Source organism: Phaeobacter sp. HF9A, from assembly GCF_011806385.1.
Taxonomy (GTDB): Bacteria; Pseudomonadota; Alphaproteobacteria; order Rhodobacterales; family Rhodobacteraceae; genus Epibacterium.
Map to the genome: position 1 here is coordinate 1 of NZ_JAATOX010000024.1, position 24,988 is coordinate 24,988.

Consider the following 24,988-nt stretch of genomic DNA (forward strand, 5'->3'; position numbering starts at 1 on the left):
ACGGAGCCTTCAAATGCAACTGTATGGAAGGTCACCAGCGCCTTCTCGCCTTCGTCGGCTTTTACGTCTTCAAAGACCTTTTCTTCGTAATCTACGAAGAAATCACCATCTTTATGCGCTTCTTTGGTAACTTTGGGCATCCTGTGTCTCCTGTTCCTTGGATGGACCCACTCTGTTCCCCGCGGCGATACCTGAGCAATACTGCAATCAGTTACGAATCAATTATACATACAATAATAAAGTCATTTGTCGCTTCTTTAAGCAATCATATACGAAGCTGACGTTTTCTGCGGCGCAATTCGAACCCCATGCCGCCAAGCGGACCGCGCACTCGGAGGGACGCGCGTTCAGATCCATACAATATCAATCAATCAAACGAATCGTTCATCCGAGAAACGGACGGCAACACGACGGGGCCCGATGGCCGACATCCCGGCTTCGCCTTGTGCGAGCGCGCAAATAGATAACGATACCCGGGCATCCTGGCGAGGCGACTTACTAAAGCGAAGGATTGTCGACGCCCTTCGCGGCTTCACATCTCGAGAAATTTACAGATGCGACGACCGGGCATGAAGACACATACAAATCAGACATTGTATTGAGGGTGAAACACCCACCGCCGCAGCGCCGGGATGCACGGTCAAACCGCCGGATCCTGCGTGCCATCTCATCAGATGCACCGTTTCTTTTGCGATTGCCCGACATTGACCGCACCTGCCGTCTCCGCCATAGTGGTCCATACATAAACTTGTTGCTTATGTATGGCGATTGTCTGCCTCAGTCTTGCAGGCAATAGCGCCGTTGCTTACCTCGCACCACATGGGATGCTGAAATGTCATCTATTCCCAACCGCACCCTTCCGCCCCTCAACCCGCTCAAGGCGTTCGAGGCCGCCGCGCGGCACAATAGTCTGACCCTCGCCGCGGAAGAGCTGAACGTCAGCCAGGTCGCGGTGAGCCGACAGGTGCGCGTGCTCGAAGATTACATGGGGGTGACCCTGTTCCGCCGCCTCAATCGGGGAATAGAGCTGACGCGGGAGGGGATCTTGTTGTTCAAAGGGGTCGGCAGCGCCTTTCAGGACATCGAGGACGCGACAAGAGCCGTGTCCCGCCGTGGCCAGCGCAACATTCTTGCGATCCAATCCTATGTCACCTTTTCACGCGGCTGGCTGATGCCAAGGCTCGGTGAATTTCACAAGGCACATCCCCGCATCGAGGTCCGCCTGTCCTCATCGCCCGAAGCGGCAGATTTTGATACCGACAATCTGGACGCGGCGATCCGTGGCGGCGATGGCAACTGGCCCGGCCTGCATGCCGAAAAACTCGCGGATATGGAGCTCATCCCGGTTTGCTCGCCCGCGTTCCTCTCTGAAAACCCGCTGGATCGCGTCGAAGATCTGGCGACGGTCAAACTGCTGCACTCGATGGCGCGGCCAAAGGACTGGTCGTCCTGGCTGGACGCGGTCGGTGCGCGGTTCACGCCAAAGAACCGGCTGCTGTTCGAAAACAGCTCGCTGGCCTATGAAGGCGCGCTGATGAATCTGGGCGTTGCGATCGCAAACCGCCAATTCGTCCAGACGCAGCTGCGCGCCGGAACATTGGTTGCCCCTTTTGCGCAGAGCTGCCGGACCGGCGAAAGCTATTACCTCACATGGCCGAAGGACGAACCGCCCTCCTCACCCTTGCTGAAATTCCTGGACTGGATTCGCATTCACTTTGCCCCTGACGACACAGCGACGCCTAGGCAAGAGCAGCCCCCCTGTGAGGAGGCCCCCTGTGAGGTGGATCAAGCCCCCTCCCCTCCGGCGCGCTCCGGGTTCTCGGCCTGAATGCGATCCCGCATCCAGTCGAGGAACTTGATCAGAGTGCGCGAGGGGGCGGTGCTCTTGGGCCAGGTCAGGAAATACCCCTCGCCGCTATAGCAGGTCAGATCGCCAAACGGCGCGACGAGATTGCCATTCTGGAGCTGACGCTTGACAAAAATCTTGACGGCCAGCGCCACCCCGCCGTCCAATGACGCCGCCTCATATGCCAGCGCGGAGCTTTCAAAACGGATGCCCGGCTCGGGATCGACATCCGCACCGACGCGCTTGATCCAGGCCGGCCAATCCGTTGGTCGCGCCATGGAATGCAGCAGACGCACCCTGGCCAGGTCGTTGGGCGCGTGCAGGGCATGCTGTTCCTGATAGTCTGGCGTGCAGATCGGGATCAACTCCACATCCACAAGTTTTTCCGAATGCAGATCGGGCCAATCCCCCTTCCCGGCGCGGATCGCGGCGTCGAGGTTCTGACTCTCGAAATCGACCGGCGCGGTCGAAGAGCTCAGCCGGACCTCGATCCGAGGATGGCGATCATGAAAATTCGTCAAACGCGGGATCAGCCAGCGCTGGGAAAAGGTGGTGTAGGATTGAATGGCCAGAATATCGCGCCGACCACGCCGCGAAACCCGTCGCGACGCGGTGGCGATATCCTGAAACGCATGAGCAATGCCATCGTGCAATTGCCGCCCCTCATCCGTCAGCTCGACACCGCGATGCAATCGGCGAAACAGCGTCACGCCGAGGTAATCCTCCAGGGTCTTGACCTGACGGCTGACGGCAACTTGGCTGACATTCAACTCTTCAGCCGCCAATGTCAGGCTGCACAGCCGCGCCGCGACCTCGAAGGTTCGCAGTGGATTGAGGGGTGGAATAGGGCTCGTCATGTTCCGTTTTGCCGATCCTGGTGCGGTGCACAGACATATGGCCGGATAGATGGGCAGAGCCCCAAATGGCCCTGCCACAGGCATCGCAGTCCGGTCTCCTGATCACATTTGTACACCGGAGTGCGGCTGAAAAGCTATAGCCGTTCCAGCGCGATGGCGATCCCCTGACCGACGCCGATACACATGGTCGACAGGGATTTCTCGCCCGGTTTCAGATCCAGCATCGCGGTGCCGGTGATCCGCGCGCCGGACATGCCGAGGGGATGACCAAGCGCGATCGCCCCGCCATTGCGATTCACGCGCGGGTCATCATCCGCAATGCCAAGATCGCGCAATGTCGCCAGCCCCTGCGAGGCAAAGGCCTCGTTCAGCTCGATCACGGCAAAGTCTTCTTGCCGAAGGCCAAGGCGCGCCATCAGTTTCTTCGACGCAGGCGCGGGCCCAAACCCCATGATGCGCGGCGCAACCCCGGCGGTGGCACCACCCAGAACGCGGGCAATCGGGGTCAGGCCATGGCGCTCTGCGGCCTCTTTCGTGGCAAGGATCAGCGCGGCCGCGCCATCATTGACACCCGATGCATTGCCCGCCGTGACACTGCCGTCGGCTTTGACAAAGGTCTTGAGCCGCTCAAGGTCCGCCAGCGTGGTTGCGGGCCTCGGGTGTTCGTCCCGATCGACAACGATCGGCTCGCCTTTGCGCTGCGGAAGGCTGACCGGGGTGATCTCCTGCGCCAGACGTCCGCTTCCCATGGCGGCACCCGCCTTGTGCTGCGAGCGCAGCGCAAAAGCATCCTGATCTTCGCGCGAGATACCGAAATCTTCGGCCACGTTTTCAGCCGTCTCCGGCATACTATCGACGCCATAGTGCGCCTTCATCAGCGTGTTGACAAAGCGCCAGCCGATGGTGGTGTCATGGACCTCGTTGGCGCGGGAAAAGGCGCCGGTTGCCTTGGGCATCACAAAGGGCGCGCGCGACATGCTCTCGACCCCGCCCGCAATGACCAGATCGGCCTCGCCGGCCTTTATCGCCCGCGCGGCGGTGATCACCGCATCCATACCAGACCCGCAAAGCCGGTTCATGGTTGTGCCCGGCACGCTGTCGGGAAAGCCCGCCAGCAGCAAGGACATGCGCGCCACGTTGCGGTTGTCTTCGCCCGCCTGGTTGGCGCAGCCAAAGATCACCTCGTCCACCGCCGCCAGATCCAGCCCCGGGTTGCGCTCTGCCAGCGCGCGCAGCGGGATCGCTCCCAGATCGTCGGCCCGTACCGACGACAGCGCGCCGCCGTAGCGGCCAATCGGAGTGCGGATGTAATCGCAGATGTAAACGTCGGTCATGTCTTTGGTCCTTGGCGCAACAAAGCTCGGGCGGCGGCAGACCGGCCGCCCGACCCTTTGGGGTTTCTTTCCTTCAATCGAGAACGATCAGGCTGTCGCCCGCCCGTGTCCCCTGCCCTTCGGGCAGCACGAAGACCGGATTGATCTCGGCCTCTTGCAGGCGATCTTCCAGCGTTTCCGCCATTGCCGAGAACGCGATCATCGTGTCGATCAATGCCTCAATATCCGCCTTGGGGCTGCCCCGGAACCCTTTCAGCAGCGCGCCGGCCTTGATTTCGTCGATCATGTCACGCGCGCTCGCCCGGTTCAGTGGCAACAGACGGATCGCCGCGTCTTTATAGAGCTCGGTCGTCACGCCTCCGGCGCCAAGCAGGGCATAGGCCCCAAGCTGCGGATCGCGGTTAAAGCCGAGGATCATCTCGACCCCGCCCTTGACCATCTCCTGCACCAGGAAACCATCGACCTTGGCCGATGTCGCCGCACGAACACGGGCCAGCATGGCCTCGCATTCCGCCCCGACATCGGCCGGGTCGATGTTCAGTGCGACGCCGCCGACCTCGGATTTGTGCAGGATCTCGTTCGACAGAATCTTGATCACCACCGGACCGTCGAACTCCCCCGCCTTCGCGGCGGCCTCCTCCGGGGTCTCTGCCGTGACTTCACGGGTGACGGAGACGCCGAAACGGGCAAAGAGCTTTTTCGCTTCGGCCTCGTTGAGGGAGCCGGCATTGATGTCGCTGCAATCAATGTCCGTGGCATTCGCGCCGCTGGCCTGCGCCGCACCGGTTGGTGTGGCCAGGGCTTGCAAGGCCGAGGCGCAGCTTTCGGGCGCAGCAAAGGCCGGAATGCCCTGAGAATTGAGCGTGCTCACGATATTGGGCGCATCGGGGCTGACATAGGCCAGGATCGGCTTGTCGGTCAGCGCCAGAGACTCCAGAACCGGCTGCGCCACCAGATCGGGCTGCGCAATCGAGGAGGAGCCAACCACCACGACAATCGCGTCGAAGCTTGGGCTTTCCACCAGGATCTGTAGGATCGCGCGGAACAGATCGGGGCGCAGCCCGGCCAGCGTCACGTCGATCGGGTTGCGGTCCAGCTCGGCCTCTTCCAGGTCCAGCGCTTGCAGCTTCTCGCCGGTCTCCTGATCCGGGGCGGGCATCTCCAGGCCAGACAGGCCGACGTTGTCCGCAACCACCGTGGCCGCGCCGCCGGTGGAGGTCACAATGGCCACGCGGTTTCCCTTCATCAGGCGGCCCTGCGCCAGCGCTGCGGGAATATCCAAGAGGTCGGCAAAGGTCTGGGCGCGGATGATGCCGAGCTGTTTGAACAGCGCGTCATAGACCTCGTCGGCCCCAGCCAGCGCGCCGGTATGCGACACGGCAGAGCGCGCACCGGATTCAGAGCGGCCCACCTTATAGGCGACGATGGACTTGCCCGCCGCAACCACCTTGGCCGCCGCTGCGCGAAACTTGGCGACGTTGCGGATGGTTTCGAGATAGAGCGCGACCACTTGCGTTGCGTCATCCTCCGCCAGCACCTCAAGGAAATCGGAGACTTCGAGATCGGCCTCGTTCCCCGTTGCGACCAGCTTGGAAAATCCGATGCCGCGCGCCACGGCCCGCGACAAAAGCGAGCCGAGAATGCCGCCCGATTGCGACAGAAGGGCAATCTTGCCCGCCGGGATGTCATCGACCTCCATCGCGCCCGAGGCGGTCAGCGGAATGCCGTCGGTCAGGTTCACAAGGCCGATGGTGTTCGGCCCCAGAATACGCATGTCGCCCGCCGCTTCGCGCAGCTGGTCTTGACGCTTGCGGCCCTCTTCGCCCGCCTCGCCAAAGCCCGAGGCCAGCACAACCGCCGCCTTGGTGCCGCGCGCGGCCAGATCGCGCACCGCGTCGATCACCCGGTGGGCGCCGACCAGCACAAGGCCCAGATCGGGCGCTTCGGGCAGGTCGGCAATATTGGCATAGCTTTTCAGCCCGGCAATCTCGTCATAGCGCGGGTTGATCGGGTAAATCGCACCGGCGAATCCCTGCTTTTGCAGGAAGGCAATCGGGCGCCCGGTCAGTTTGGCCGGATCGTTGGAGGCCCCCACAACCGCAACGCTGGTCGGGTTCAGAATGGCTTTCATGTTCGACATTTTGGCAGCCCTTACTTCGACAATTTGTTGAGGAAATCTTCGACCGATTTGCGGTGCTCTGCGGTGGTGTAGCAGACCGCCTGCGCCTCGCGACCAAGGGCAAAGATCTCGTCGTCCGAACGCTCAAAGGTCTTGTCCATGATTTCCTTGGTCAGCGCGATGGCGGTGGCCGACCCAACGGTCAGCTCCTTGGCCCAGGCATGCGCCTCGTCCAGCAGCGCCTCGGGGGCGGCGACCCGGTCGATCATGCCGAGCGTCAGCGCCTCGTCGGTTTCCACCACTTTGCAGGAGAAGATCAGTTCCTTGGCTTTGGACAGCCCGACACGGCGCGGCAGGAAGTACATGCCGCCGCCATCGGACACCAGGCCGCGCTTGATGAAGCTCATCGACATTTTCGCGCCCTCGGCGGCGATGATGAAATCGCAGGCCAGCGCCATGTCGAGGCCGAGCCCATAGGCACCCCCATTCATCGCCGCGATCACCGGCTTGGTCACACCGTGAATGGCAGCCACGCCGCGATGCGTGCTTTTCTGCCGCTTCCAGCCGTTGAAGGCCACTTCGCCATTCGGCGCATCGAGCCGCGCCCGCATGCCCGCGATATCGCCGCCCGAGCAAAACCCCTTGCCCGCGCCGGTCAGGATAATCGCGCGCACCTCCTTGTCGGCGTCCGCCTCGGCAAAGGCCGCAATCAGTTCAGCGCGCATCTGGTCGTTGATCGCATTGCGTTTTTCCGGGCGGTTCAGCGTGATCGTTGCGATTCCGGCATTGTGGGAAACGGTGATGAACTTTGGCAGGTAAGCTGCGGTGTCCATGGGTCTTCCTTCTCGTCTCTGCGCGGCAACTGGCGGCGCTTTCGTTGGTATCAGGTGGGTTTCTTGGTCACGGCATCGGGGAGATCGCTGCCGTCAAAAATGGTCTTTCTCAGCCGCTCCAGCTCTGGCTGCGGCAGAACCGGGCCTGCCAGCTCCTGGTATTTCGCCAGCAAATCCGCCCGCGAGATCGGGGTATCCGGGTCGCCGCGCCGTGAGGGCTGGAACTGCGTCCACACCCGCCCGTCAGTCAGCGTCACATGCAGGCGGGCCATGCGTTTGCGGGGGTATTCAGCGGCCAGATCCTCGGCCCGCTCAACAGTGACAAGCGGCAGGATCGCGCGGATGTCCGGGTTGCTCAGCGCCTCGGGGGTGAAGGCAGCCAGCCGCACGCCGCCCAGCACCAGTTGCGCCGCGAGGCAATATTGCGCGCTGAACCGGGCGTCCTGTGCGCTCTGCGGATCCGGGCGGTCGCACATGGTCTTGGTGGCGTCATAGCCTTCGATGCGGATTGCCGCGATATCTGCGGGGCCAAAGCCATGTTCGGCGCGCAGCACCGCCAGCGCATCAAGCGCGGCAAAGACGTGCCCGCAGCAGCCGTGAATTTTGACCGTCATACGGGTGATCGGTGTCCACGCCCCTGCCCCGTCAAAGGCCGCATCCCAGTTGCCAGTGCCCGCGCTGGTCGCGGCGGCAAAGCCCTTAGGGCCATCAAGGCTGCTCCATGTGCCCGTCGCGCCAGAGGCGGCGGCATAGGCCGCGAGGATGCCGGCATCGGCGGCATGGCCGGGATGCATCGCCTTGGCCATGCTTTCGCCTTGCAGGTTCTGCTGCACACCACCGGCAAAGCTGGCGGCGATGGCGATGGCATTGGCGATCCCGTCGCGGTCGCAGCCCAGCAGCATTGCCACCGCAGCAGCAGCGCCAAAAGTGCCGACCGTGCTGGTCGTGTGCCAGAATTCATAGTGGCTCGGTTGCAGCGCCAGGGCGATGCGGCAGCCGACCTCATAGCCGCCGATCACCGCCCGATCAAAGGCATCGCGGGAGGCGCCGCGATCCTGCGCCACGGCGAGCGCGGCGGCAAAAGTGGGCGAGCCGGGGTGATAGCCGCCATCGCGGAAAATATCGTCAAACTCGACCGTGTGGCTGGCCGCGGCGTTGATAAACGCGGCGCTGCGCGGGTCAATCCATCGCTCGCTGGTGTAGCACCACGCCTTGCCGTCGCGCGCAAGACCGCCCGCCGCGAGCAAAGTGGCCGGGGCCTGCAAGGTGCCCGGAAGGGTCGTGGCGAACCAGTCCAGCGTCGAGCGATGCACCGCGTCGCGCAGCTCATCGCCGATGGCCGCATCCAGCCATCCTGCGGCAAGATCAGCCAGTTTTTCGATAGCGGTTGTCATTGCGTCCCCGTTTCTGCGGTTGTCGGCGCGGGTGCCTGAAGCGCCAGCCCCGCGAGGCACAGCGCCTCGATTTCGTCATCGCCAAGCCCGATGGAGCGCAGGATCTCCGAGGTCTGCGCCCCCACCGGTTGCGGCGGCAGACTGACGCCCGTCTCGGACTGCGACATGCGGAACGCCACCGACGGCACCCGCAGCCCCGACAGCGTCCCGCTGGGGTCCGCGAGTTTCAGGAATTGCGCGCGCGCCTCCGCCTGCGGGTCTTCCAGCGCCTCCTGAAGACGGCGGATGCGCGATGCAGGCACGCGCCGGTCATTAAAGAACTCTTCCCAATAGGCGGCGGGCATGGTCTCGATAATGGAGGCCAGCACCGTGTGCTCGGTCTTGTAATCGTCGATCCGGGCCAGGTTGTCGGACTTGACCAGATCCTCGCGGCCCAGCCCGATCCACAGCCGTCGTTGCTGGCGCAGGTTCGACGCCGCGATCATCACCGGCCCGTCAGCGGCCTGATACATGCCCAATGTGGCAAAGGCGTAGGAGTTTCCCTTTGCCTTGGGGTGTTTGCCAGTCAACAGGAAATCCGTCGCCGGAGCGGTCATCAGCGTCATCGCGACCTCCAGCATCGACACCTCAATATGCTGGCCCTTGCCGGTGCGCTCGCGCTGGAACAGGGCGGCGGAAATCGCAAAGGCGGCGGTGAGGCCGGTCGCATAATCGACAACCGGCGCGCCGCATTTCAACGGGCGGTCGTCGCCGTGGCCGGTCATGTCCATGATGCCGGAAAACGCCTGAATTACGTTGTCATAGCCGGTCTGATGCTGGCGCGGTCCGGTGGCGCCAAAGGCGGAAACCGAGCAATAGATCAGCCGCGGATTGACGGCGGCAAGGTCGTCATAGCCAAGGCCAAGGTCGTTGAACGCGCCAGGGCGATAGTTTTCGACAAAGACATCCGCCGTCTCGGCCAGCTTCAGCACGGCATCGCGCCCGGCCCCAGATTTCAGATCCAGCGCCAGCGCCTTCTTACCCGCCCCCTGCGCCAGGAACGCGGTACCCATTGCTGCGCGCACGAGATCGCGGTCGGTGCCGTTGAAACGGGCCTGGTCCGGGTCCTTTGGCGCCTCAAGCTTGATCACCTCTGCCCCCAGCAGGGCCATTTGGTAGCTTGCATAGGGGCCAGCCAGAACATGTGTCGTGTCGATAACCTTAAGGCCGGAGAATGCGCCAGACATGTCGTCGTCCTGTATCATGCAAAGAGGCCCCGCCCGGCCGATCCGGGCGAGGATATGGCTGTGTCAGTTCGAAATCAGACCCGCGGCGGCGCGTTCTTTTTCGGCAGATGCGCCCTGGGTCAGCCCGCTGCCAAACGTGGCAGTGCAGGCAAGACCCAGCATCATTTTCCTGAGGTTCGAGATGGCCATTTTTCCTCCCCTGGCAGTCTTGTGAGTGTGTCGGTGATGCGTCACGTCAGTCTCCTGTGTTCCGTCGCCCGCGTGAACTGAGGGTTAGTCAGGCAATGCAGACGCGAAACTTGGTCAAAGCGTCTTTGCCTTGGCGCGACGGGCGCGCAGCTGCGACAGCCCCGGCAGGACAAAGGCAAGAACGGCGATCAGGATCAGGATCACGGTCATCGGCGAGGTGTAGAAGATATCCCACTCGCCCTTGTTCGAGATCAGCGCACGGCGGAAATTGGTCTCCATCATCTCGCCCAGAACCAGCGCGAGGATGATCGGGGCGAGCGGGATTTCCAGCTTGCGCAGGATGTAGCCCAGCACACCAAAGGCGGTCATGATATGGACGGGAAACATCGTGGTATGCGACGCGTAAGCCCCAACATAGCAGATGCCCGCCACGATAGCGGCAATCGCCGGACGCGGGATATTTGCGACCTTGGCCCAGATCCTGGCCCCGGCAAGACCGATCAACACCATCACCGGCACACCGACCCAGAGCGAGGCGAAGACGGTATAGGGGATCTCTGGCGATTTGGTGAAGAGAAGCGGCCCGGGCTGGATGCCCTGCACCATCAGCGCGCCGATCATGATCGCAGTGGTCGGCGAGCCGGGAATGCCCAGCGCCAAGAGCGGCGCAAGTGCACCTGCCACAGCCGAGTTGTTCGCCGCCTCGGAGGAAGCCACGCCTTCCAGCGCGCCCTTGCCGAATTCCTCAGGCGTTTTCGACAGACGCTTGGACACCGCGTAAGACACGAAAGAGGCAATAGAGGCCCCCGCGCCGGGGATCACACCGATGGCATAGCCCAGCACCGAACTGCGCACGATCGCGCTTTTCAAGCCCAGAATGGCTTTGACCGGCAGCGCCAGTAGACCACCGATGGGCGAGCTTTTCACCTTTTCCGACGGGCCATCCTCGATCATGAACAGCACTTCGGACAGCGCATAAAGACCAAGAAGAACCGGCACCAGCGGCAGACCTTCGAAGAATTCCGGGTTGCCCATGGTGAAACGCGGCACGCCGGTCTGCACGTCCAGCCCGATGGTGGCCAGCGCAAGGCCGATCCCCATGGCGACTGTGCCTTTCAGGGGCGAGCCTTCAGACAGGCCCGCAACAAGGCTCAGCCCGACCAGCGCCAGCGCGAAATACTCGCCAGGCCCAAAGCGCAGCGCGAATTCCGACAACGGCACCGCCGTGATGATCAGGAACAGCGTCGAGATGAAGATGCCCGCGCCGGAGGACAGGATCGAGACGGTCAGCGCCTCGCCCGTGCGCCCCTGTTGCGTCAGCGGATAGCCGTCCCAGGATGTCGCCACCGCCGCCGCCGTCCCGGGCGAGTTGATCAGGATCGCGGTGATCGCGCCGCCATATTCCGCCGCCGCATAAAGCGCGACCAGGCCAACGATGGAAACCACCGGGTCCATGCCATAGGTGAAGGGGATCAGCAGCGCCACGCCGAGGCTCGGCCCAAGACCGGGAATGGCCCCGATCAGATAGCCCGCCAGGGCACCGAACACCAACGCGAACCAGACCATGGGATCGCCGAACGCGGAAAAGCCGACTGCAAGACTCTCAAGCATGTTTGTTCCTCAGGGCAGGTTGACGTCAAGCGCCAGATTGAAAACGACATAGATGAAGCCCGCGAGCACGAGCGGCACCCCAATCACATGAAGCGGGCGGCGTTCACCGCAGGCCAGCATGGTCAGAAATGCAAAGATCAACACACTCGGCAGCGTGCCCAGGCGCTCGAAGTAGAGAGATTGCAGGATCAGCAGCCCCACGGTGCCCAGCACATAAAGAGGCCGCCGGATCGACACCCAGGTGACCGGCACCGGATCAACGATGCGCACGATGGCAGAGACGGCGACGGCGGCGGTTGCAAGAAGGGCCGCCAGGGCCAGCAGGGTCGGAAAACCGCCCGCGCCGATATCAATCTTGTTGAGCGGCGCCGGCAAGGCGGCGGCCTGCGCGAAATAGCGCCAGAACACAACCAGCAAGGCCGCGCATCCTACCAGGTCCAACACCGGCAAGGCACCGCGGATCACATCCCAACGCAGCCGCCAGCCAAGGGCTTTCTTGTAGTCTTCCATGTCATCCTCCCTCGCCAACGCCTGATCGGGCCTTGGCAGATCTCCTGGTGCCAGTGTCCCAAATCAGCCCGCCCTGCGTGAACTGAGTATTTGTTTGCCAGACCGGCACTTGGGATTGGTCTTGTTGGTCTTGGCGGTCGATCCGTGCCAGAGGCCGTCGCGGCGCCAGCCACGGAGGCAAACGCGGGCACCTGCGGCGGATTGCGCGCCTCAGTCGGTGATCCCGGCCATGTACATCGGCCCGCCCTTGTGGCGCGGAAACCCGTAGCCGGTGATCAGCACCACATCGATGTCGCCGGGTCGCTCGGCAATGCCTTCCTCCAGCACGGCCTGCCCCTCGCGTTGCATGGTCGTCAGAATGCGCTCCATGATCTCTGCCTCGGTAAAGACCTTGCGGCTTCGCCCTGCCCTGGCGCTTTCCTCTTCGATGATGCGGGTCACCTCCGGGTCCACCTCTGCCTTGCCAGTGGCATAATCATACCAGCCTTTGCCCGCCTTGCGGCCAAGCCGCCCTGCCTCGCACAGACGGTCGGCGATATGGGCATAGCGCTCCTCCGGAGCACGATGCGGCGCCCGCGCCTTGCGCTGCGCCCAGGCGATGTCGAGCCCGCTCATGTCCTGCACCGCATAGATCCCCATGGCAAAACCAAAGCCCTGCATCGCGGCGTCGATCTGCTGTGGCAAAGCGCCCTCTTCGAGCATGAATTCGCAGTCCCGCCGATAGGCCGCCATGATACGGTTGCCGATGAAGCCGTCGCAGACCCCGGCCACCACCGGGATCTTGCGCAGTCGCTTGGCCAGCGCCCCGCCCGTTGCCAGCGCCCGTGCGCCGGTCGCCTCGCCCCGCACCACTTCAAGCAGCTTCATCACATGGGCGGGCGAGAAGAAATGCAGCCCGAGGATGCGCGACGGGTCTTTCGTCGTCCGCGCCAGGACATTCACATCCAGATAGGAGGTATTGGTGGCAAGGATCGCGTCGTCGGGCATGACCGCGCCCAGTGTCTCGAACACCTGCCGCTTGACGTCCAGATCCTCGAACACTGCTTCGATCACCAGCGGGCAGTCGGCCAGCGCCGCGTAGTCCGCGCCGGTGCTCAATGCGGCCAGCGCTGCCTCGCCCTTGGCCGCCGTCACCGCACCGCGTTTGACGCTGGCGGCGATGGTGTCGGCCACGCGGCTCCGCGCGATCTCTGCCGCAGCGGTGTCGCGCTCGATCAGGTGCACCTGTGAGCCCGCAAGCAGCAGCGCCGTGGCGATCCCTGCTCCCATGGTGCCGCCGCCGATCACGCCGACGCGCGACAGATCCGCAGGGGCTGCCTCGGCCTGTTTCAGCGCCTGGCCCGCGCCGCGTTCCGCAAAGAACACATGCCGCAACGCCGCGGCCTCTGCTGAGGCCGCCAACCGCAGGAAACGCTCCCGCTCGCCGGCCAGTGTTTCCTCGACAGGTGCGCTGGCGGCGCATTTCAGCGATGCCAGCGCTTCGAGCGGGGCCGCGGCGCCCCGGCTGCGCTTGCGCAGCTGCGCCTCTTGCGCGTCCCAATCAACGCAATCCCCCGCCACCAGATCACGATCAAGCGCGGGCTTCGGGCGGCCCGCTGCCGCCAGGTCCGATGCCAGCGCGGCGGCCTCGGCCAGCAGGTCCTCTGTGCTGAGCCGATCCAGCAACCCGTTCTCCAACGCCTCCTGTGCGCTGATCGGCTTGCCGCTGGTTGCCAGCTTGATCGCCGTTGCCATCGGCACCAGACGCGGCAGGCGCACCGTACCGCCAGAGCCGGGAATGATGCCGATATTGACCTCCGGCAGGCCCAGCTTGGCCGAAGGTACGGCGATGCGGGCATGACAGGCCATCGCCAGCTCCAGCCCACCGCCCAGCGCCAGCCCCCCGATGGCGGCGACCCAGGGCAGTTTTGATGCGGCGATTGCCGCCAGCACGTCAGGCAGCATCGGCGGCACGGGCGGCTGTCCCAGCTCGCGGATATCCGCCCCGGCCACAAAGGTTGCGCCCGCCCCGGTCACCACCGCCGCCCGGATATCGGCGGCTTCCAGCTGTGTCACCGCCTCCATCAAGCCCTCGCGAACGGCACGCCCCAGGGCATTCACGGGCGTGTTGTCGATGGTGACCCAGCCGAGCCCATTCTCTATCTCGATCCTCACGTCGGCCATGCGCATCCCCTCTTTCGCGGCTACCATCAGCTTGCGGTTTGTGCCTGTATACTGTGCAGGCGGTTTGCCGTGACCAAACCATTGGTTGGGTTCAGGCCAGCCCCGGATTAAGTATGTTGGCACTATGCAAAGCACTGTCGGGACGACCCGCGCGTTGATGCCCGAATATGCGAGAGGACAAAGCACCATGAGTGGCTCGGACCAACCGCCAAGCGGCAACCCGACAATTCGCACAATCGCCATGCCGAGCGATACCAATCCCGCAGGTGACATTTTTGGCGGCTGGTTGATGAGCCAGATGGACCTGGCCGCTGGAACCGTTGCGGCCTATACCTCCGCCGGACGTAGCGCCACGATCGCGGTGGACGGCATGATCTTTCACCGGCCGGTCAAGGTCGGCGATGAGGTGTCGCTCTATGCGTCGCTGACCAAGGTCGGAAAGACCTCCATGACCATCCATGTGGATGCCTGGCGCCGCCCCCGCGAAGCGCGTTTCAGCGAAAAGGTCACCGAGGCCAATTTCGTCTTCGTCGCCCTTGATCCTGATGGCAAACCCATCCCAGTGCAAAGCCTGGCGGAGCCCTCCTAAGGCGCGCTTCTGAATTGTTCCTGTTGGCGCCACGCGTCCCGCGCAGCCCGACATCGCTCCCTGCTGCGCCCATCCCGTGACCATCCAAGGACGTTTCCGTGTCGCCACACATCAAGACTTTGCTTGCTCTTTTAGCACTTTACCTCGCGGCCTCTGGTGCCGGTTGGGCCTTTCACTCGATTGGTATTCCGTTGCCCTGGATGATTGGCCCCCTTGTGCTGTCTGCGGCGGTGTCCATCTCGGGGTTGCTGCGGGTGGCAGTTCCGGTCAAGACCCGGCCCTTTGGCCAGATGACCATCGCCGCCCAAGTCGGCCTTGCCTTCACACCGGCAGCGCTGGCGGCCTTGTTGACCCTGGCCCCGGTGATGATCGGAACCGCGCTGGCCTCGGCCACCGGTGCCGGACTGATCGCCCTTGTGCTGGCGCGCGCCACCGGAATTCGCATGTCACAAGCGTTCCTCTCGACCTTTCCGACCAGCCCGGTGGAGGCGGCGATCATGGCCGAGCGGCACGGTTGCGACCCGGCCCCGGTCATTCTGGCGCAAACCACGCGCATCGCCGCGGTTGTGATCCTTGTGCCGATCGCCGTTTTTGCACTGGATGGCTGGCCGGACCGCACCGGCATGCTGCGCGGCGGCGGCTTCGATCTGATCGGCAACGGGTTTCTGGCGTTGCTGGCGATCACCGGCGCGCTGCTTTTTAAGCGAGTCGGGCTGTCCAATCCCTATTTCCTGGGGCCGCTGACATTTTCCGCCGCGGCCAGTGCCTTGGGCCTGCATCCTGCCGCCTTTCCGGCGGAAGTGCTTTCACTGGCGCAAATCGTGCTGGGAACATGGCTTGGCGGCACCTTTCGCCACGATCTGTTCGTCAACCAAAAACGTCAGCTCGCGGCGATCATGACCAGCACGCTGGTATTGCTGAGCCTGATCTCTGGCATTGCCCTTGCAATTGCCTGGATGGCCGGGCAGCCTTGGGAGGTGCTGGTTCTGGGGGCCGCGCCGGGCGGGGTCACCGAAATGGCGCTGACGGCCAAATTCCTCGGCATCGACCTGGCGCTGGTGACCGCGTTTCAGCTGACCAGGATCTTTCTGTTCATGCCGAACATTCCCTGGATCATCCGTATGATCGACCGATATGAAAGACGAAAACGCTCGCAGGATTAGGCTCAAATCCCTTGCGCGTGCCTGGCCCAGCGCAGCGCGGATCTGCGCGGGGCGCCTTTTGGATGCAGACAGCGCTTCCCCGTCCTGAACGGACAGAGAAGCGCAAATTTTGTCGTCACAGGCCGTCGCTTGGCATGTTGTCTTGATAGGTGATGCGCCCGTCACAGACCGTCAGCGAAATGGGCAAATCGCGCAGGCGCTCCGGTGCATGCGCCTCGATGTCGCCACCCAGCATGACCAGATCCGCTGCCAGCCCAGGCTTCAGGCTGCCGTGGTGATCCTCGCGGAATGCAAGCCAGGCATTCACCGCCGTGTAGCTCTCCAGCGTGTCCATCAGCGATTGGCTTTGGTCCGGCCAGTGCGGCCCAAGGTCCAGCGGCGAGACGGCGCATTGGATATTGGTCATCACATCCACCGGCACGACGGGCCAGTCGGTTGAAAACGCCAACGGGATGCCTTTGTCCCGCAGAGTTTGCCAGGCATAGGCCCGTTCGTATTCGTCATCATAGAGAACCGTATTGGGCAAAGGCGGCTCGAAGAAGCCGGCAAAGGCGGCGTGGCGGGGCTGCATCGAGGCAACAACATTCAGCCGTTTCATCCGGTCGATATCGGCCTCGGTTATCACCTCGATATGCTCGACCCGATGGCGCGCATCGCGCGCGCCATTGTGCTTGAGGGCGTATTCATACCCATCCAGCACGCGAGAAACCGCGAGATCCCCCACCGCGTGCACGCTGATTTGCAGCCCCATCGCATCCGCGATACGGCAGGCTTCGTTAAAGTGATCGGGCTCGAAGACAGCCTCGCCCTGGGTATCTGGCCGATCAGGATAAGGGCGCGTTTTCAAACCTGTGCGGCTCTCCATCACCCCGTCCATGAACATTTTCACCCGACCGGACCAGACCTTTTCACCGCTGTATTTGGCGTGCATTTCCGCCGCTTCTTGCAGCCGGTCCAGCGAGTCATAGTTTTTCAGATGCATGGGCACCTGAACCCGGACCTTCAGCCGGCCTTCGGCCTCCAGCTCGCTGAGAAGTTCAAGCTGGTAGAAGTTGCCGTCCATATTGTGCAGCGTGGTGATGCCATGTGCGGCCACATGGTCGATCCCTTTCAGAAGCAGCTCCTTGTCCGCCTCGCGCTCTGCCTTGGTTTCCGCCGGGTCGGGGTTGTCGCCGGTGACATATCCCAACATGTCCCGCCCCCCCGTGCGTGACAGGGCCAGCACCGGGCCAAAGGCACCGGTTTCCAGCAAGACGCCATTGGCCAGCCCGTCCTCGCCCATCACGACACTGCTGCCTTCTGGCATCTCGGCGCCGTGCAAAAGCCCAGCCTTTTCAAGCGCTTTCGTGTTCGCCCAAACCGTATGAAGATCAGCGCCAAGCAGCGCAAATGGGCGATCTGGCAGGATCGCGTCCAGCAGCAGACGGGGCGCGGTTTCTTGACCCGTAAACAGCCCGTAAAAGGCCCCGACCCCCAGCACCAGCGGCTCTTCCGGACGCGCGGCGGCGTAGGACTGGACCGCCAGGCCGACCTCTTCCAGGTCGGTCAGGGTGCCCACCGGCAGGAAATCCAGCTCGGCCGAGCCCTGAAACAGATGCACATGGCTGTCGATAAAGCCCGGCAACACAGTGCGCCCCTTTGCGTCGATCATCCGGGTCTGCGCATCGGCCAGCGCTTTTATCTCCTCCGTGCGACCGATGGCACGAATTCGGTTTCCTTGAATCGCAATCGCCTCGGCGCGCGGCTGGTCCGGCACCATCGTGAGAATGCGCGCGTTGAAAATGATCAGGTCGCTCATTTACCGTCAACTTTCTGAGAATAAAGATGGCGGGGCCGCTGCCCCGCCAGTTGGAGTGGCGTTACTGCAAGAGTGCCGTCCAGACACGGTTTTGCAGCTCTACCGCCTCGGGGGAACAGGTTTTCGAGAAGACAAGCGGGGTGCCCTCCGGCGGCGAGAGTTCATGCGCCGTTTTGAGCTTCTCGCTCATAAAGGCTTCGCTGCCCGAAATACCGTTGGAGTAGCCGGCAAAGTTCGATTGGATCGCAATGTTTTCCGGCTCCATCAGGAATTCGATGAACTTGATGGCGTTGTCATAGTTGGGCGCCCCCTTGGGCACGGCGATATTGTCGGCCCATGCGATGACCCCCTCTTTGGGGAAGGCGTAGTGCATCGCCGGGTTTTCGTCCCGTGCCCGGATCGAATAGCCGTTCCAGTTCTGATGCACGGCGACATCGCCCGAAATCAGACGCTCCAGAATGCCATCGGAGTTATAGGTTTTGACATAGGGTTTCTGGGCCTTCAGAAGATCCAGAACCTTTTGCATATCCGCGGGGTTTTCGTTGCACAGCGGCAACCCGAGCGAGATCTGCGCGATCGAGATCACCTCATCGGCGGATTTGAACATGCCGATCTTGCCCTGTACTGCCTCGGAGGGGTGGAACAGGACATCATAGGTATTGATATCACCGTCAAAGACATCGGTGTTCACGGTGAACGACGTCGTGCCCCATTGCCAGGGAATGGTATAGGTGTTGTCCTTGTCCCAGCTCGGGTTGGCGAAATCCGGTTTCAGGTTTTCCGCGCCGTGCAGGGTCGAGGCGTTGATCGGTTGCAGCAGCCCTTCCGAAATGAAGATCTCGACAAAGTTGTGGCTGGGCACAACGATGTCATATCCGGTGGCGCCAGATTGCAGTTTGGCCAGCAACGTCTCGTTGGAATCATAGGTGTCGAGCGTGACCGAAATGCCCGTCTCTTCCTCGAACTTGGTGATCAGTTCGGGGGCGGTGTAATCCGTCCAATTGTAGACGAACAGCTCTTCATTGGCGAAGGCGGCGCTGGTGCCAAGCAAGAGACCCAGCACTGATGTTGTAATCTTTTTCATAGTTTCCTCACTGTTGTGAACCGCGGCCTTATTTCTTTTTTTCGACCAGGTAAGCCGCGGTGACGATGAGGACCGAAACCCCCAACAGAACGGTCGAGATGGCGTTGACCTCGGGCGTAATACCGACGCGCACAAGGCTGTAGATGTAGATGGGCAAGGTGGTGGACCCCGCTTCGGCCACCATCAATGTGATGATGAAATCATCCAGCGAGATGATGAAGGCCAGCATGGCCCCGGACAGGATCCCCGGCATCAACAGCGGCAGCGTGATCAGCCGCAGCGTGTCCCATTTGTTGGAGTAAAGATCGCGCGCCGCCGCCTCCAGGCTCTCGTCCATGCCGTCCAGCCGGGCGCGGATGGGCAGATAGGCAAAGGGGATGCAGAAGACCGAATGCGCAATGATGATATTGCCAAGGCCCAGTGACAAACCGATCGCCGAAAAGAAGGTGAGCGTGGCCACGGCGGTGACGATCTCCGGCACCATCAGGGGCAGGATCAACACTCCGCCAAACAGGCTCTTGTTTTTCACAGCCCGGTTTCTTGACAGCGCAAGCGCAGCCATCGTCGCCATGGTGGTGGCAAACACGGTCGCAAACACCGCGATGATCAGGCTGTTTTTCGTGGCGCGCTGGATGTCGTCATTGGCAAAGGCTTTGACATACCATTCCAGCGAGAACCCGCTCCAGACCGTGGCAGAGCGCGAGGCATTGAAGGAAAACACCACGAGGATGATCAGTGGCAGATACAGGAAAAGGAAGAAGAACAGCGTGACCCAGTTGAAACCGGGAAGCCAGCGAATGTCGTTTTTCTGGGTCAATGCTTGATCCCCCCACCGTTTTTCTTGGCGCTGCGGGCGTAGAAGAACAGGCACATCAGAACCATCGCCATGATGACCATCGCCAGAGCGGATCCAAAGGGCCAGTTCCGTGCAGAGGAGAATTGCAGCTGCACCAGCGATCCGAGCATCAAATTCTTGCCGCCCCCCAGAAGGTCCGGCGCGATGAAGGCGCCAAGAGCCGGAATAAACACCAGGATCGCCCCCGCGATGATCCCCGGCATCGCCAGCGGGATCACCACATAGCGCAGCGCCACCCAGCGGTTGGAATAGAGATCGCGCGCGGCCTCGATCAGGCGTCGGTCCATCCGTTCAAGCGAGGCGTAAATCGGCAGAACCATGAAGGGCACATAGGTGTAGATCAGCCCCAGGGCGACCGCCCCTTCGGTGTATAGCAGGGTCAGCGGCTCGTCGATCAGCCCCATCCGCATCAGCCCCACATTCACCAATCCGGTGTCGCGCAGGACCAGGATCCAGCAATAGGTGCGCACCAGGAGATTGGTCCAAAAAGGGATCGTGATAAGCAGCAGAAAGATATTGCGGCGCTCTTCCGGCTGGCACGCGATGTAATAGGCCACCGGGAAGCCAAGCAGCAGACAGCCCACGACCGACACCACGGCAATCCAGACAGAGCGAAAGGCGATCTTGAGATAGGCCGGATCAAAGACCATCTGATCAAACAGATCGCGCTGGAACAGAAGGCGCTGATAGGCATTGGTCGAGAATTCAGGCTTCCCCCCGCCATAATCACCCGGCGCCAGGAAGGAATAGACCAGGATAATCAGGATCGGCAGGACCATGAAGATCGTGATCGTCGCCGTGGCCGGGATCAACGCCAGATGTGATCGAAGCGTTTCGCGCAGGGATGTCATGTCGTCACCACGCGCACGGCGGCCGGATCAATCTCGACCACCACATCGGCCCCTACATCCGCAAGGGCAGTCCCGTCTTTGTGGTTTTCAGAGCGAACGGTCAGCGCCCCGCCCTGCGCCAAATCCACAACATAATCTGTGCTATTGCCCAGATATAGGATCTCTGACACCTGCCCGGGCAGGCCAGATCCGCTCTGTTTCAGTTCGGCTTTTTCGGGGCGGAAAAACAGGGTGACCTGACTGCCGATGGCCGCCTCGGTCCTGGGTCCGGTCAGGAGCGCCCCGTTGGAGAGCTTGTATTCGGTGCCGCCGAGGACTTCGGCCTCGAAAAAATCCGCATCACCGATAAATTCGGCGACAAAACGGTTTTCGGGGAATTCATAGATGGTGGCGGGATCGCCGACCTGCTGGATTTCGCCCTGCGACATCACCGCGATCCGGTCGCTCATCGCCAGCGCCTCTTCCTGGTCGTGGGTGACGAAGACAAAGGTGATCCCGGTTTCGCGCTGCAAGCGTTTCAACTCCGCCCGCATGGATTGTCGCAGCTTGAGGTCGAGCGCGGAGAGCGGCTCATCCAGCAGCAACACCCGGGGCTGCGGTGCCAGCGCGCGGGCGAGTGCAACCCGCTGTTGTTGCCCGCCTGAAAGTTGGCCGGGCTTGCGGTCGCCAAAGTCGGCAAGATGCACCAGATCCAACATCTGCTGCGCAACCTGCTTTGCCTCGGCATCTGATTTGTGCAACCGCTTCAGTCCAAAGGCGACATTTTCCAGAACGGTCATATGCGGAAACAGCGAATAGTGCTGAAACACCGTATTGATCGGCCGTTTTTCGGGGGGCAGATGGGCGATATCCTCCCCAAAGAGGGTCAGCTTCCCGCCGGTGGGCACTTCAAACCCCGCCATGAGGCGCAAGAGCGTGGTCTTGCCACAGCCCGAGGGCCCCAGAAGCGTAAAGAACTCATTGTCATTGATGGCAAGATCGGCGTTTCGCAACGCCCGCACCGGCGGCGCGCCTGGATATGTTTTTTGCAGCCCGCTCAGGCCAATCGCGGATGTCATACCATCTCTCCCAAAATCATGCGCCTTTGTTCGCGCTCTTGATTTCGAGGGTAGTTGACGCTGCGGCGCCCGACCAATACCACCAGAGTGGTAAAAATTGCGGGAAATGCACAACTTTGGTGGTGCCATCCCAATAGGGAGAGCGCTCTGTGGATGAATACAGTTTTCTGGGCAACGTCGCGGTTGCGGACAGTGTGGACAGCTATGATCGCGCGGTGACCCCGTTCCTGGCTCCGACCTTTCATTCGGAAAGCGTCCTGGCGATCCACTTTCATCGCACGCGGCGACCCAGAGTTCTGTTTCGCTGGGTGCCTGATGAAACGTTGCGCAGAATGTTTGATGAACGCTACGAAAAACTGGGTTTTATGGTCGATCCCTTTTTTCGTCGCGCATTTCTTATACAACATTGGGAGGCTGACCTCCTGAGAAACATCGCGCCGGACCGGTTTGAATCGAGCGAGTATTTCACCAGCTACTTCGGCGATACAAAAATGGTGGACGAGCTTGGCTTTGTGTCTCGCATCGATACCGATACGGCTGTTCATCTGTCGATCGGGCGCAACGAGGGGCGGCGACGGTTTCGCAGCGGCGAGGTCACCAAATTTCGGCAGCTCTCGCAAGTGCTGGCCCCCAAGCTCACGCAAATCCTGCGCAACCAGCCCGAATTGGACGTGGTCGAAGCGCAGCCGCTCGACCGCAGGTTTCACGCCATGGCCCATGCCCGGCGCACAGATATTTCCATGCGCGAGGCAGAGGTTGCGGCCTTGATCGTCCAGGGCCATTCCAGCCGCGCCATCGGACTGAAGCTCGGGATTTCCGTGCAAACCGTAAAAGTCCATCGTCGGACGCTCTACAAGAAACTGAGCATCTCGTCGCAGAACGAATTGTTTGGCTTGTTGGTCAGCTATGTCGGCACAGACCGGTAGCCCTGCCGGTTCTGGCGCAGGTCTTGCGGCGGGGGCGCGCGTTGGCGGCACCGCATAAGCCAAAGCGCAATCATTGATTAGGGGAAAGGTATTTTTGCGAGACCATTGCTTTGACTAAGCTGATGCCACCAGAGCCCGATGGCGCTCCCCTCCCGCAAAAAAGGCGCAGCATGTTACCTGAAAAAACAAACACGGTCGTTGTCGGCGGCGGTCAGGCCGGACTGGCGATGAGCGAACACCTGAGCAATTGCGGCATCGCCCATGTCGTGCTGGAACGCGCCCGCATCGCGGAGCGTTGGAGAACGGAGCGTTGGGATTCCCTGGTGGCCAATGGCCCCGCCTGGCACGACCGTTTCCCAAGCATGGAATTCAGCGACACCGCCCCCGACGCCTTTGCCACCAAAGAGAGCGTTGCATCCTATATGGAAGACTTCGCCGCCAAGATCGCCGCTCCGGTTCACTGCGGCGTGGACGTGAAGCGCGCCCGGCCGGCACAGAATGGCACCGGTTTCGTGATCGAGACATCACAAGGCACCCTCACGGCGCAGAACATCGTAGCCGCCACCGGACCGTTTCAAACCCCCGTCATCCCGCCCGTCCTGCCCAAGCTGACAGCGCTCAGCCAGATGCATTCGTCAAGCTACCGCAATCCAGGCCAGCTCGCCCAGGGTGCGGTACTCGTCGTCGGTGCCGGATCATCCGGCACGCAGATCGCAAGCGAGCTGCGGCAAGCCGGTCGCGAGGTCTACCTGTCTGTCGGGCCGCACGACCGCCCTCCCCGCAGCTACCGGGGGCGGGATTTCTGCTGGTGGCTCAGCGTTCTGGGCAAGTGGGAGGCAACAACGCCGCCGGCTGGAAAGGAGCATGTTACCATCGCCGTCAGTGGCGCGAATGGTGGCGAGACGGTAGATTTCCGCAAGCTGGCAGCAACCGGTATCACGCTCGTGGGCCGCACGGAGGGCTATGACGACGGCATATTGCGGTTTGATGCGGATCTGGCCAAGAATATTGCCGCCGGGGATGCCAATTACCTGTCTCTGCTGAAAGAGGCCGACGACTACGTCACGCGCGAGGGGCTCGACCTGCCACAAGAGCCGGAAGCCTATCATATTCCGCCCGATCCTGCCTGTCTCACCGATCCGATCCGCGCGTTGGATCTGGCGCAGGCGGGGATCACCACGGTGATCTGGGCCACCGGTTTCAAGCAGGATTTCAGCTGGCTGGAGGTCGATAGCTTTGACGCCACCGGTAAACCGCAACATGACCGTGGTATCGCAAATGTACCCGGGGTCTATTTTGTCGGCCTGCCCTGGTTGTCGATGCGTGGTTCTGCCTTCATTTGGGGCGTTTGGGTCGATGCCAAACATCTGGCATCCCATATCGCCGCACGGAATTCCGCAAAAACAGGGCAGATTGCACATGCAGACGGTTGAGATTCTGAGAACCCTTGTCGGATTTCCGACCATCAGCGCCCAGCCCAATACCGATCTGATCACCTATTGCGCCGATCTGTTGCGTGACGCCGGCGCCGAGGTCGTGATCATCCGCGACCCGGATCAAGCAAAGGCCAATCTTTACGCGACCATTGGACCAAAGGACCGCGCCGGCGTGCTGCTGTCTGGCCATACCGATGTGGTGCCTGTTGACGGCCAGAACTGGACCAAGCCGCCCTTCACGCTGACCGAGGAGGATGGCAAACTCTTTGGGCGCGGCACAACCGACATGAAGGGCTTTGTTGCAAGCGCGCTGTCCGCCGCCCTGCGGGCCTCCAAGCTGGAGCTGGAGACCCCCCTGCATCTTGCGCTTTCCTACGACGAGGAGGTCGGTTGCCTTGGGGTGCGCTCCCTCATCGACATGCTGGCGGCGGCGCCATTTCGCCCCCGGTTCTGTATCGTCGGCGAACCGACGCAAATGATGGTGGGCACCGGTCACAAGGGAAAAACCGCATGCCGTCTGCGCTGCACCGGGCGCGAGGGGCATTCGGCGCTGGCCCCCATGGCGTTGAATGCGATCCACCTGGCCTGCGACATGATTAGCGCGCTCCGTGACATCCAATCCGACATTTCCCGCACGACCTTGCCAGATGACGCCTACGACATTGCCTATTCCACGCTCCACGTCGGGCGGATCAATGGCGGCGGTGCCTTGAACATCGTCCCCAATTCCGCGGAATTCCTGTTTGAGATCCGCAACCTGCCCGCCGATGATCCGCAATTCATCCTGGACCGGCTGCACCGCGCTTGCGCCCCTGCGTCAGGATTTCCCGGAGGCCAATATCGAAATCGAGACCACCGGCAGCTACCCTCCACTGGCAACGGCGCCCGATGCTGAGGTCGTTCATTTCGTGAAATCCCTGACCGGGGCGAATGCGACGATCAAGCTCGCCTTTGGCACCGAAGGGGGATTGTTCTCCTCGCAGCTGGGTATTCCGACGGTGGTCTGCGGGCCGGGATCCATGGCGCAGGGGCATCGGCCGGACGAATTCATCAGCCGCGAACAACTTGGCAAATGCGACCATATGCTGGACATGCTGCTGGATCGACTGGTCGCCGGTCTCTAGGCGCAGCAGCCATGGGGCCTG

22 protein-coding genes are annotated in these 24,988 nt (G+C 62.0%); 7 read left to right on the forward strand and 15 right to left on the reverse strand.

Annotation, left to right across the window (positions count from 1 at the left end; translation table 11 throughout):
- Positions 1–832: 832 nt before the first annotated feature.
- The gene (gcvA, locus tag HCZ87_RS06580) at positions 833–1,828 is read left to right on the forward strand and encodes a transcriptional regulator GcvA (RefSeq protein ID WP_254868545.1); all 996 of its coding nucleotides are present in this window, start codon (positions 833–835) and stop codon (positions 1,826–1,828) included.
- Here the strand turns inward: gcvA (HCZ87_RS06580) and gcvA (HCZ87_RS06585) are convergent.
- From gcvA (HCZ87_RS06585) to HCZ87_RS06625, 10 genes are all read right to left on the reverse strand, one after another.
- Positions 1,786–2,703 (reverse strand): transcriptional regulator GcvA, encoded by a 918-nt coding sequence (gene gcvA / locus HCZ87_RS06585; protein WP_167642973.1) that lies wholly within the window; start codon positions 2,701–2,703, stop codon positions 1,786–1,788. The two genes, gcvA (HCZ87_RS06580) and gcvA (HCZ87_RS06585), sit on opposite strands and share 43 nt — an antisense overlap.
- 134 nt (positions 2,704–2,837) lie before the next feature.
- Positions 2,838–4,037: a 3-oxoadipyl-CoA thiolase gene (gene pcaF / locus HCZ87_RS06590; RefSeq protein ID WP_167642974.1), complete on the reverse strand. Its 1,200-nt coding sequence runs from the start codon at positions 4,035–4,037 to the stop codon at positions 2,838–2,840.
- A 73-nt stretch (positions 4,038–4,110) separates the two neighbouring features.
- The gene (locus tag HCZ87_RS06595) at positions 4,111–6,177 is read right to left on the reverse strand and encodes an acetate--CoA ligase family protein (RefSeq protein WP_167642975.1); all 2,067 of its coding nucleotides are present in this window, start codon (positions 6,175–6,177) and stop codon (positions 4,111–4,113) included.
- A gap of 11 nt (positions 6,178–6,188) precedes the next feature.
- Positions 6,189–6,989 carry an enoyl-CoA hydratase/isomerase family protein gene (locus HCZ87_RS06600; protein ID WP_167642976.1) on the reverse strand — a complete coding sequence of 267 codons (801 nt, stop codon included), beginning with the start codon at positions 6,987–6,989 and terminating at the stop codon, positions 6,189–6,191.
- A 50-nt stretch (positions 6,990–7,039) separates the two neighbouring features.
- The gene (locus HCZ87_RS06605; protein ID WP_167642977.1) at positions 7,040–8,383 is read right to left on the reverse strand and encodes an MmgE/PrpD family protein; all 1,344 of its coding nucleotides are present in this window, start codon (positions 8,381–8,383) and stop codon (positions 7,040–7,042) included.
- Positions 8,380–9,609, reverse strand: a complete 1,230-nt coding sequence (locus HCZ87_RS06610) for a CaiB/BaiF CoA-transferase family protein (protein ID WP_167642978.1) — start codon at positions 9,607–9,609, stop codon at positions 8,380–8,382. The genes HCZ87_RS06605 and HCZ87_RS06610 overlap by 4 nt, the downstream gene beginning before the upstream one ends.
- Before the next feature lie 63 nt (positions 9,610–9,672).
- Entirely contained in the window at positions 9,673–9,798 is a 126-nt protein-coding gene (locus tag HCZ87_RS21195; RefSeq protein ID WP_303048835.1) for a hypothetical protein, read from the reverse strand.
- Between the two features lie 114 nt (positions 9,799–9,912).
- The gene (locus tag HCZ87_RS06615; protein ID WP_167642979.1) at positions 9,913–11,409 is read right to left on the reverse strand and encodes a tripartite tricarboxylate transporter permease; all 1,497 of its coding nucleotides are present in this window, start codon (positions 11,407–11,409) and stop codon (positions 9,913–9,915) included.
- A gap of 9 nt (positions 11,410–11,418) precedes the next feature.
- Positions 11,419–11,919, reverse strand: a complete 501-nt coding sequence (locus HCZ87_RS06620; RefSeq protein WP_167642980.1) for a tripartite tricarboxylate transporter TctB family protein — start codon at positions 11,917–11,919, stop codon at positions 11,419–11,421.
- Between the two features lie 210 nt (positions 11,920–12,129).
- Positions 12,130–14,082, reverse strand: a complete 1,953-nt coding sequence (locus HCZ87_RS06625; RefSeq protein ID WP_167642981.1) for a 3-hydroxyacyl-CoA dehydrogenase NAD-binding domain-containing protein — start codon at positions 14,080–14,082, stop codon at positions 12,130–12,132.
- Between the two features lie 187 nt (positions 14,083–14,269).
- Here HCZ87_RS06625 and HCZ87_RS06630 point away from each other — a divergent pair, with 187 nt between their 5' ends.
- Entirely contained in the window at positions 14,270–14,671 is a 402-nt protein-coding gene (locus HCZ87_RS06630) for an acyl-CoA thioesterase (RefSeq protein ID WP_167642982.1), read from the forward strand.
- A 98-nt stretch (positions 14,672–14,769) separates the two neighbouring features.
- A complete protein-coding gene (locus HCZ87_RS06635; protein ID WP_167642983.1) occupies positions 14,770–15,834 on the forward strand; it encodes an AbrB family transcriptional regulator in 1,065 nt (354 codons plus the stop codon).
- Positions 15,835–15,949: 115 nt separating this feature from the next.
- Here the strand turns inward: HCZ87_RS06635 and HCZ87_RS06640 are convergent, their stop codons facing one another.
- The 5 genes from HCZ87_RS06640 to HCZ87_RS06660 form a co-directional block, all read right to left on the reverse strand.
- Positions 15,950–17,632 (reverse strand): amidohydrolase, encoded by a 1,683-nt coding sequence (locus tag HCZ87_RS06640; RefSeq protein ID WP_167642984.1) that lies wholly within the window; start codon positions 17,630–17,632, stop codon positions 15,950–15,952.
- A gap of 61 nt (positions 17,633–17,693) precedes the next feature.
- On the reverse strand, positions 17,694–18,716 hold the full coding sequence (locus HCZ87_RS06645) for an extracellular solute-binding protein (protein ID WP_167642985.1): 1,023 nt from the start codon (positions 18,714–18,716) through the stop codon (positions 17,694–17,696).
- A gap of 28 nt (positions 18,717–18,744) precedes the next feature.
- Positions 18,745–19,533, reverse strand: a complete 789-nt coding sequence (locus HCZ87_RS06650; protein ID WP_167642986.1) for an ABC transporter permease — start codon at positions 19,531–19,533, stop codon at positions 18,745–18,747.
- Entirely contained in the window at positions 19,530–20,423 is an 894-nt protein-coding gene (locus HCZ87_RS06655) for an ABC transporter permease (protein WP_167642987.1), read from the reverse strand. Before HCZ87_RS06655 ends, HCZ87_RS06650 begins: the two co-directional genes overlap by 4 nt.
- Positions 20,420–21,481, reverse strand: coding sequence for an ABC transporter ATP-binding protein (locus HCZ87_RS06660; protein ID WP_167642988.1), 1,062 nt, complete (start codon positions 21,479–21,481; stop codon positions 20,420–20,422). Before HCZ87_RS06660 ends, HCZ87_RS06655 begins: the two co-directional genes overlap by 4 nt.
- Positions 21,482–21,630: 149 nt before the next feature.
- Between HCZ87_RS06660 and HCZ87_RS21275 the strand changes: the two genes are divergently transcribed.
- The 4 genes from HCZ87_RS21275 (at position 21,631) to HCZ87_RS21280 (ending at position 24,967) form a co-directional block, all read left to right on the forward strand.
- Positions 21,631–22,407 (forward strand): helix-turn-helix transcriptional regulator, encoded by a 777-nt coding sequence (locus HCZ87_RS21275; RefSeq protein ID WP_167642989.1) that lies wholly within the window; start codon positions 21,631–21,633, stop codon positions 22,405–22,407.
- Between the two features lie 170 nt (positions 22,408–22,577).
- Positions 22,578–23,840, forward strand: coding sequence for an NAD(P)/FAD-dependent oxidoreductase (locus tag HCZ87_RS06670; RefSeq protein WP_167642990.1), 1,263 nt, complete (start codon positions 22,578–22,580; stop codon positions 23,838–23,840).
- Positions 23,827–24,738: an acetylornithine deacetylase gene (argE, locus tag HCZ87_RS06675; RefSeq protein WP_368484088.1), complete on the forward strand. Its 912-nt coding sequence runs from the start codon at positions 23,827–23,829 to the stop codon at positions 24,736–24,738. The genes HCZ87_RS06670 and argE overlap by 14 nt, the downstream gene beginning before the upstream one ends.
- A complete protein-coding gene (locus HCZ87_RS21280) occupies positions 24,716–24,967 on the forward strand; it encodes a hypothetical protein (protein WP_368484089.1) in 252 nt (83 codons plus the stop codon). The genes argE and HCZ87_RS21280 overlap by 23 nt, the downstream gene beginning before the upstream one ends.
- The last annotated feature ends 21 nt before the right edge of the window (positions 24,968–24,988 follow it).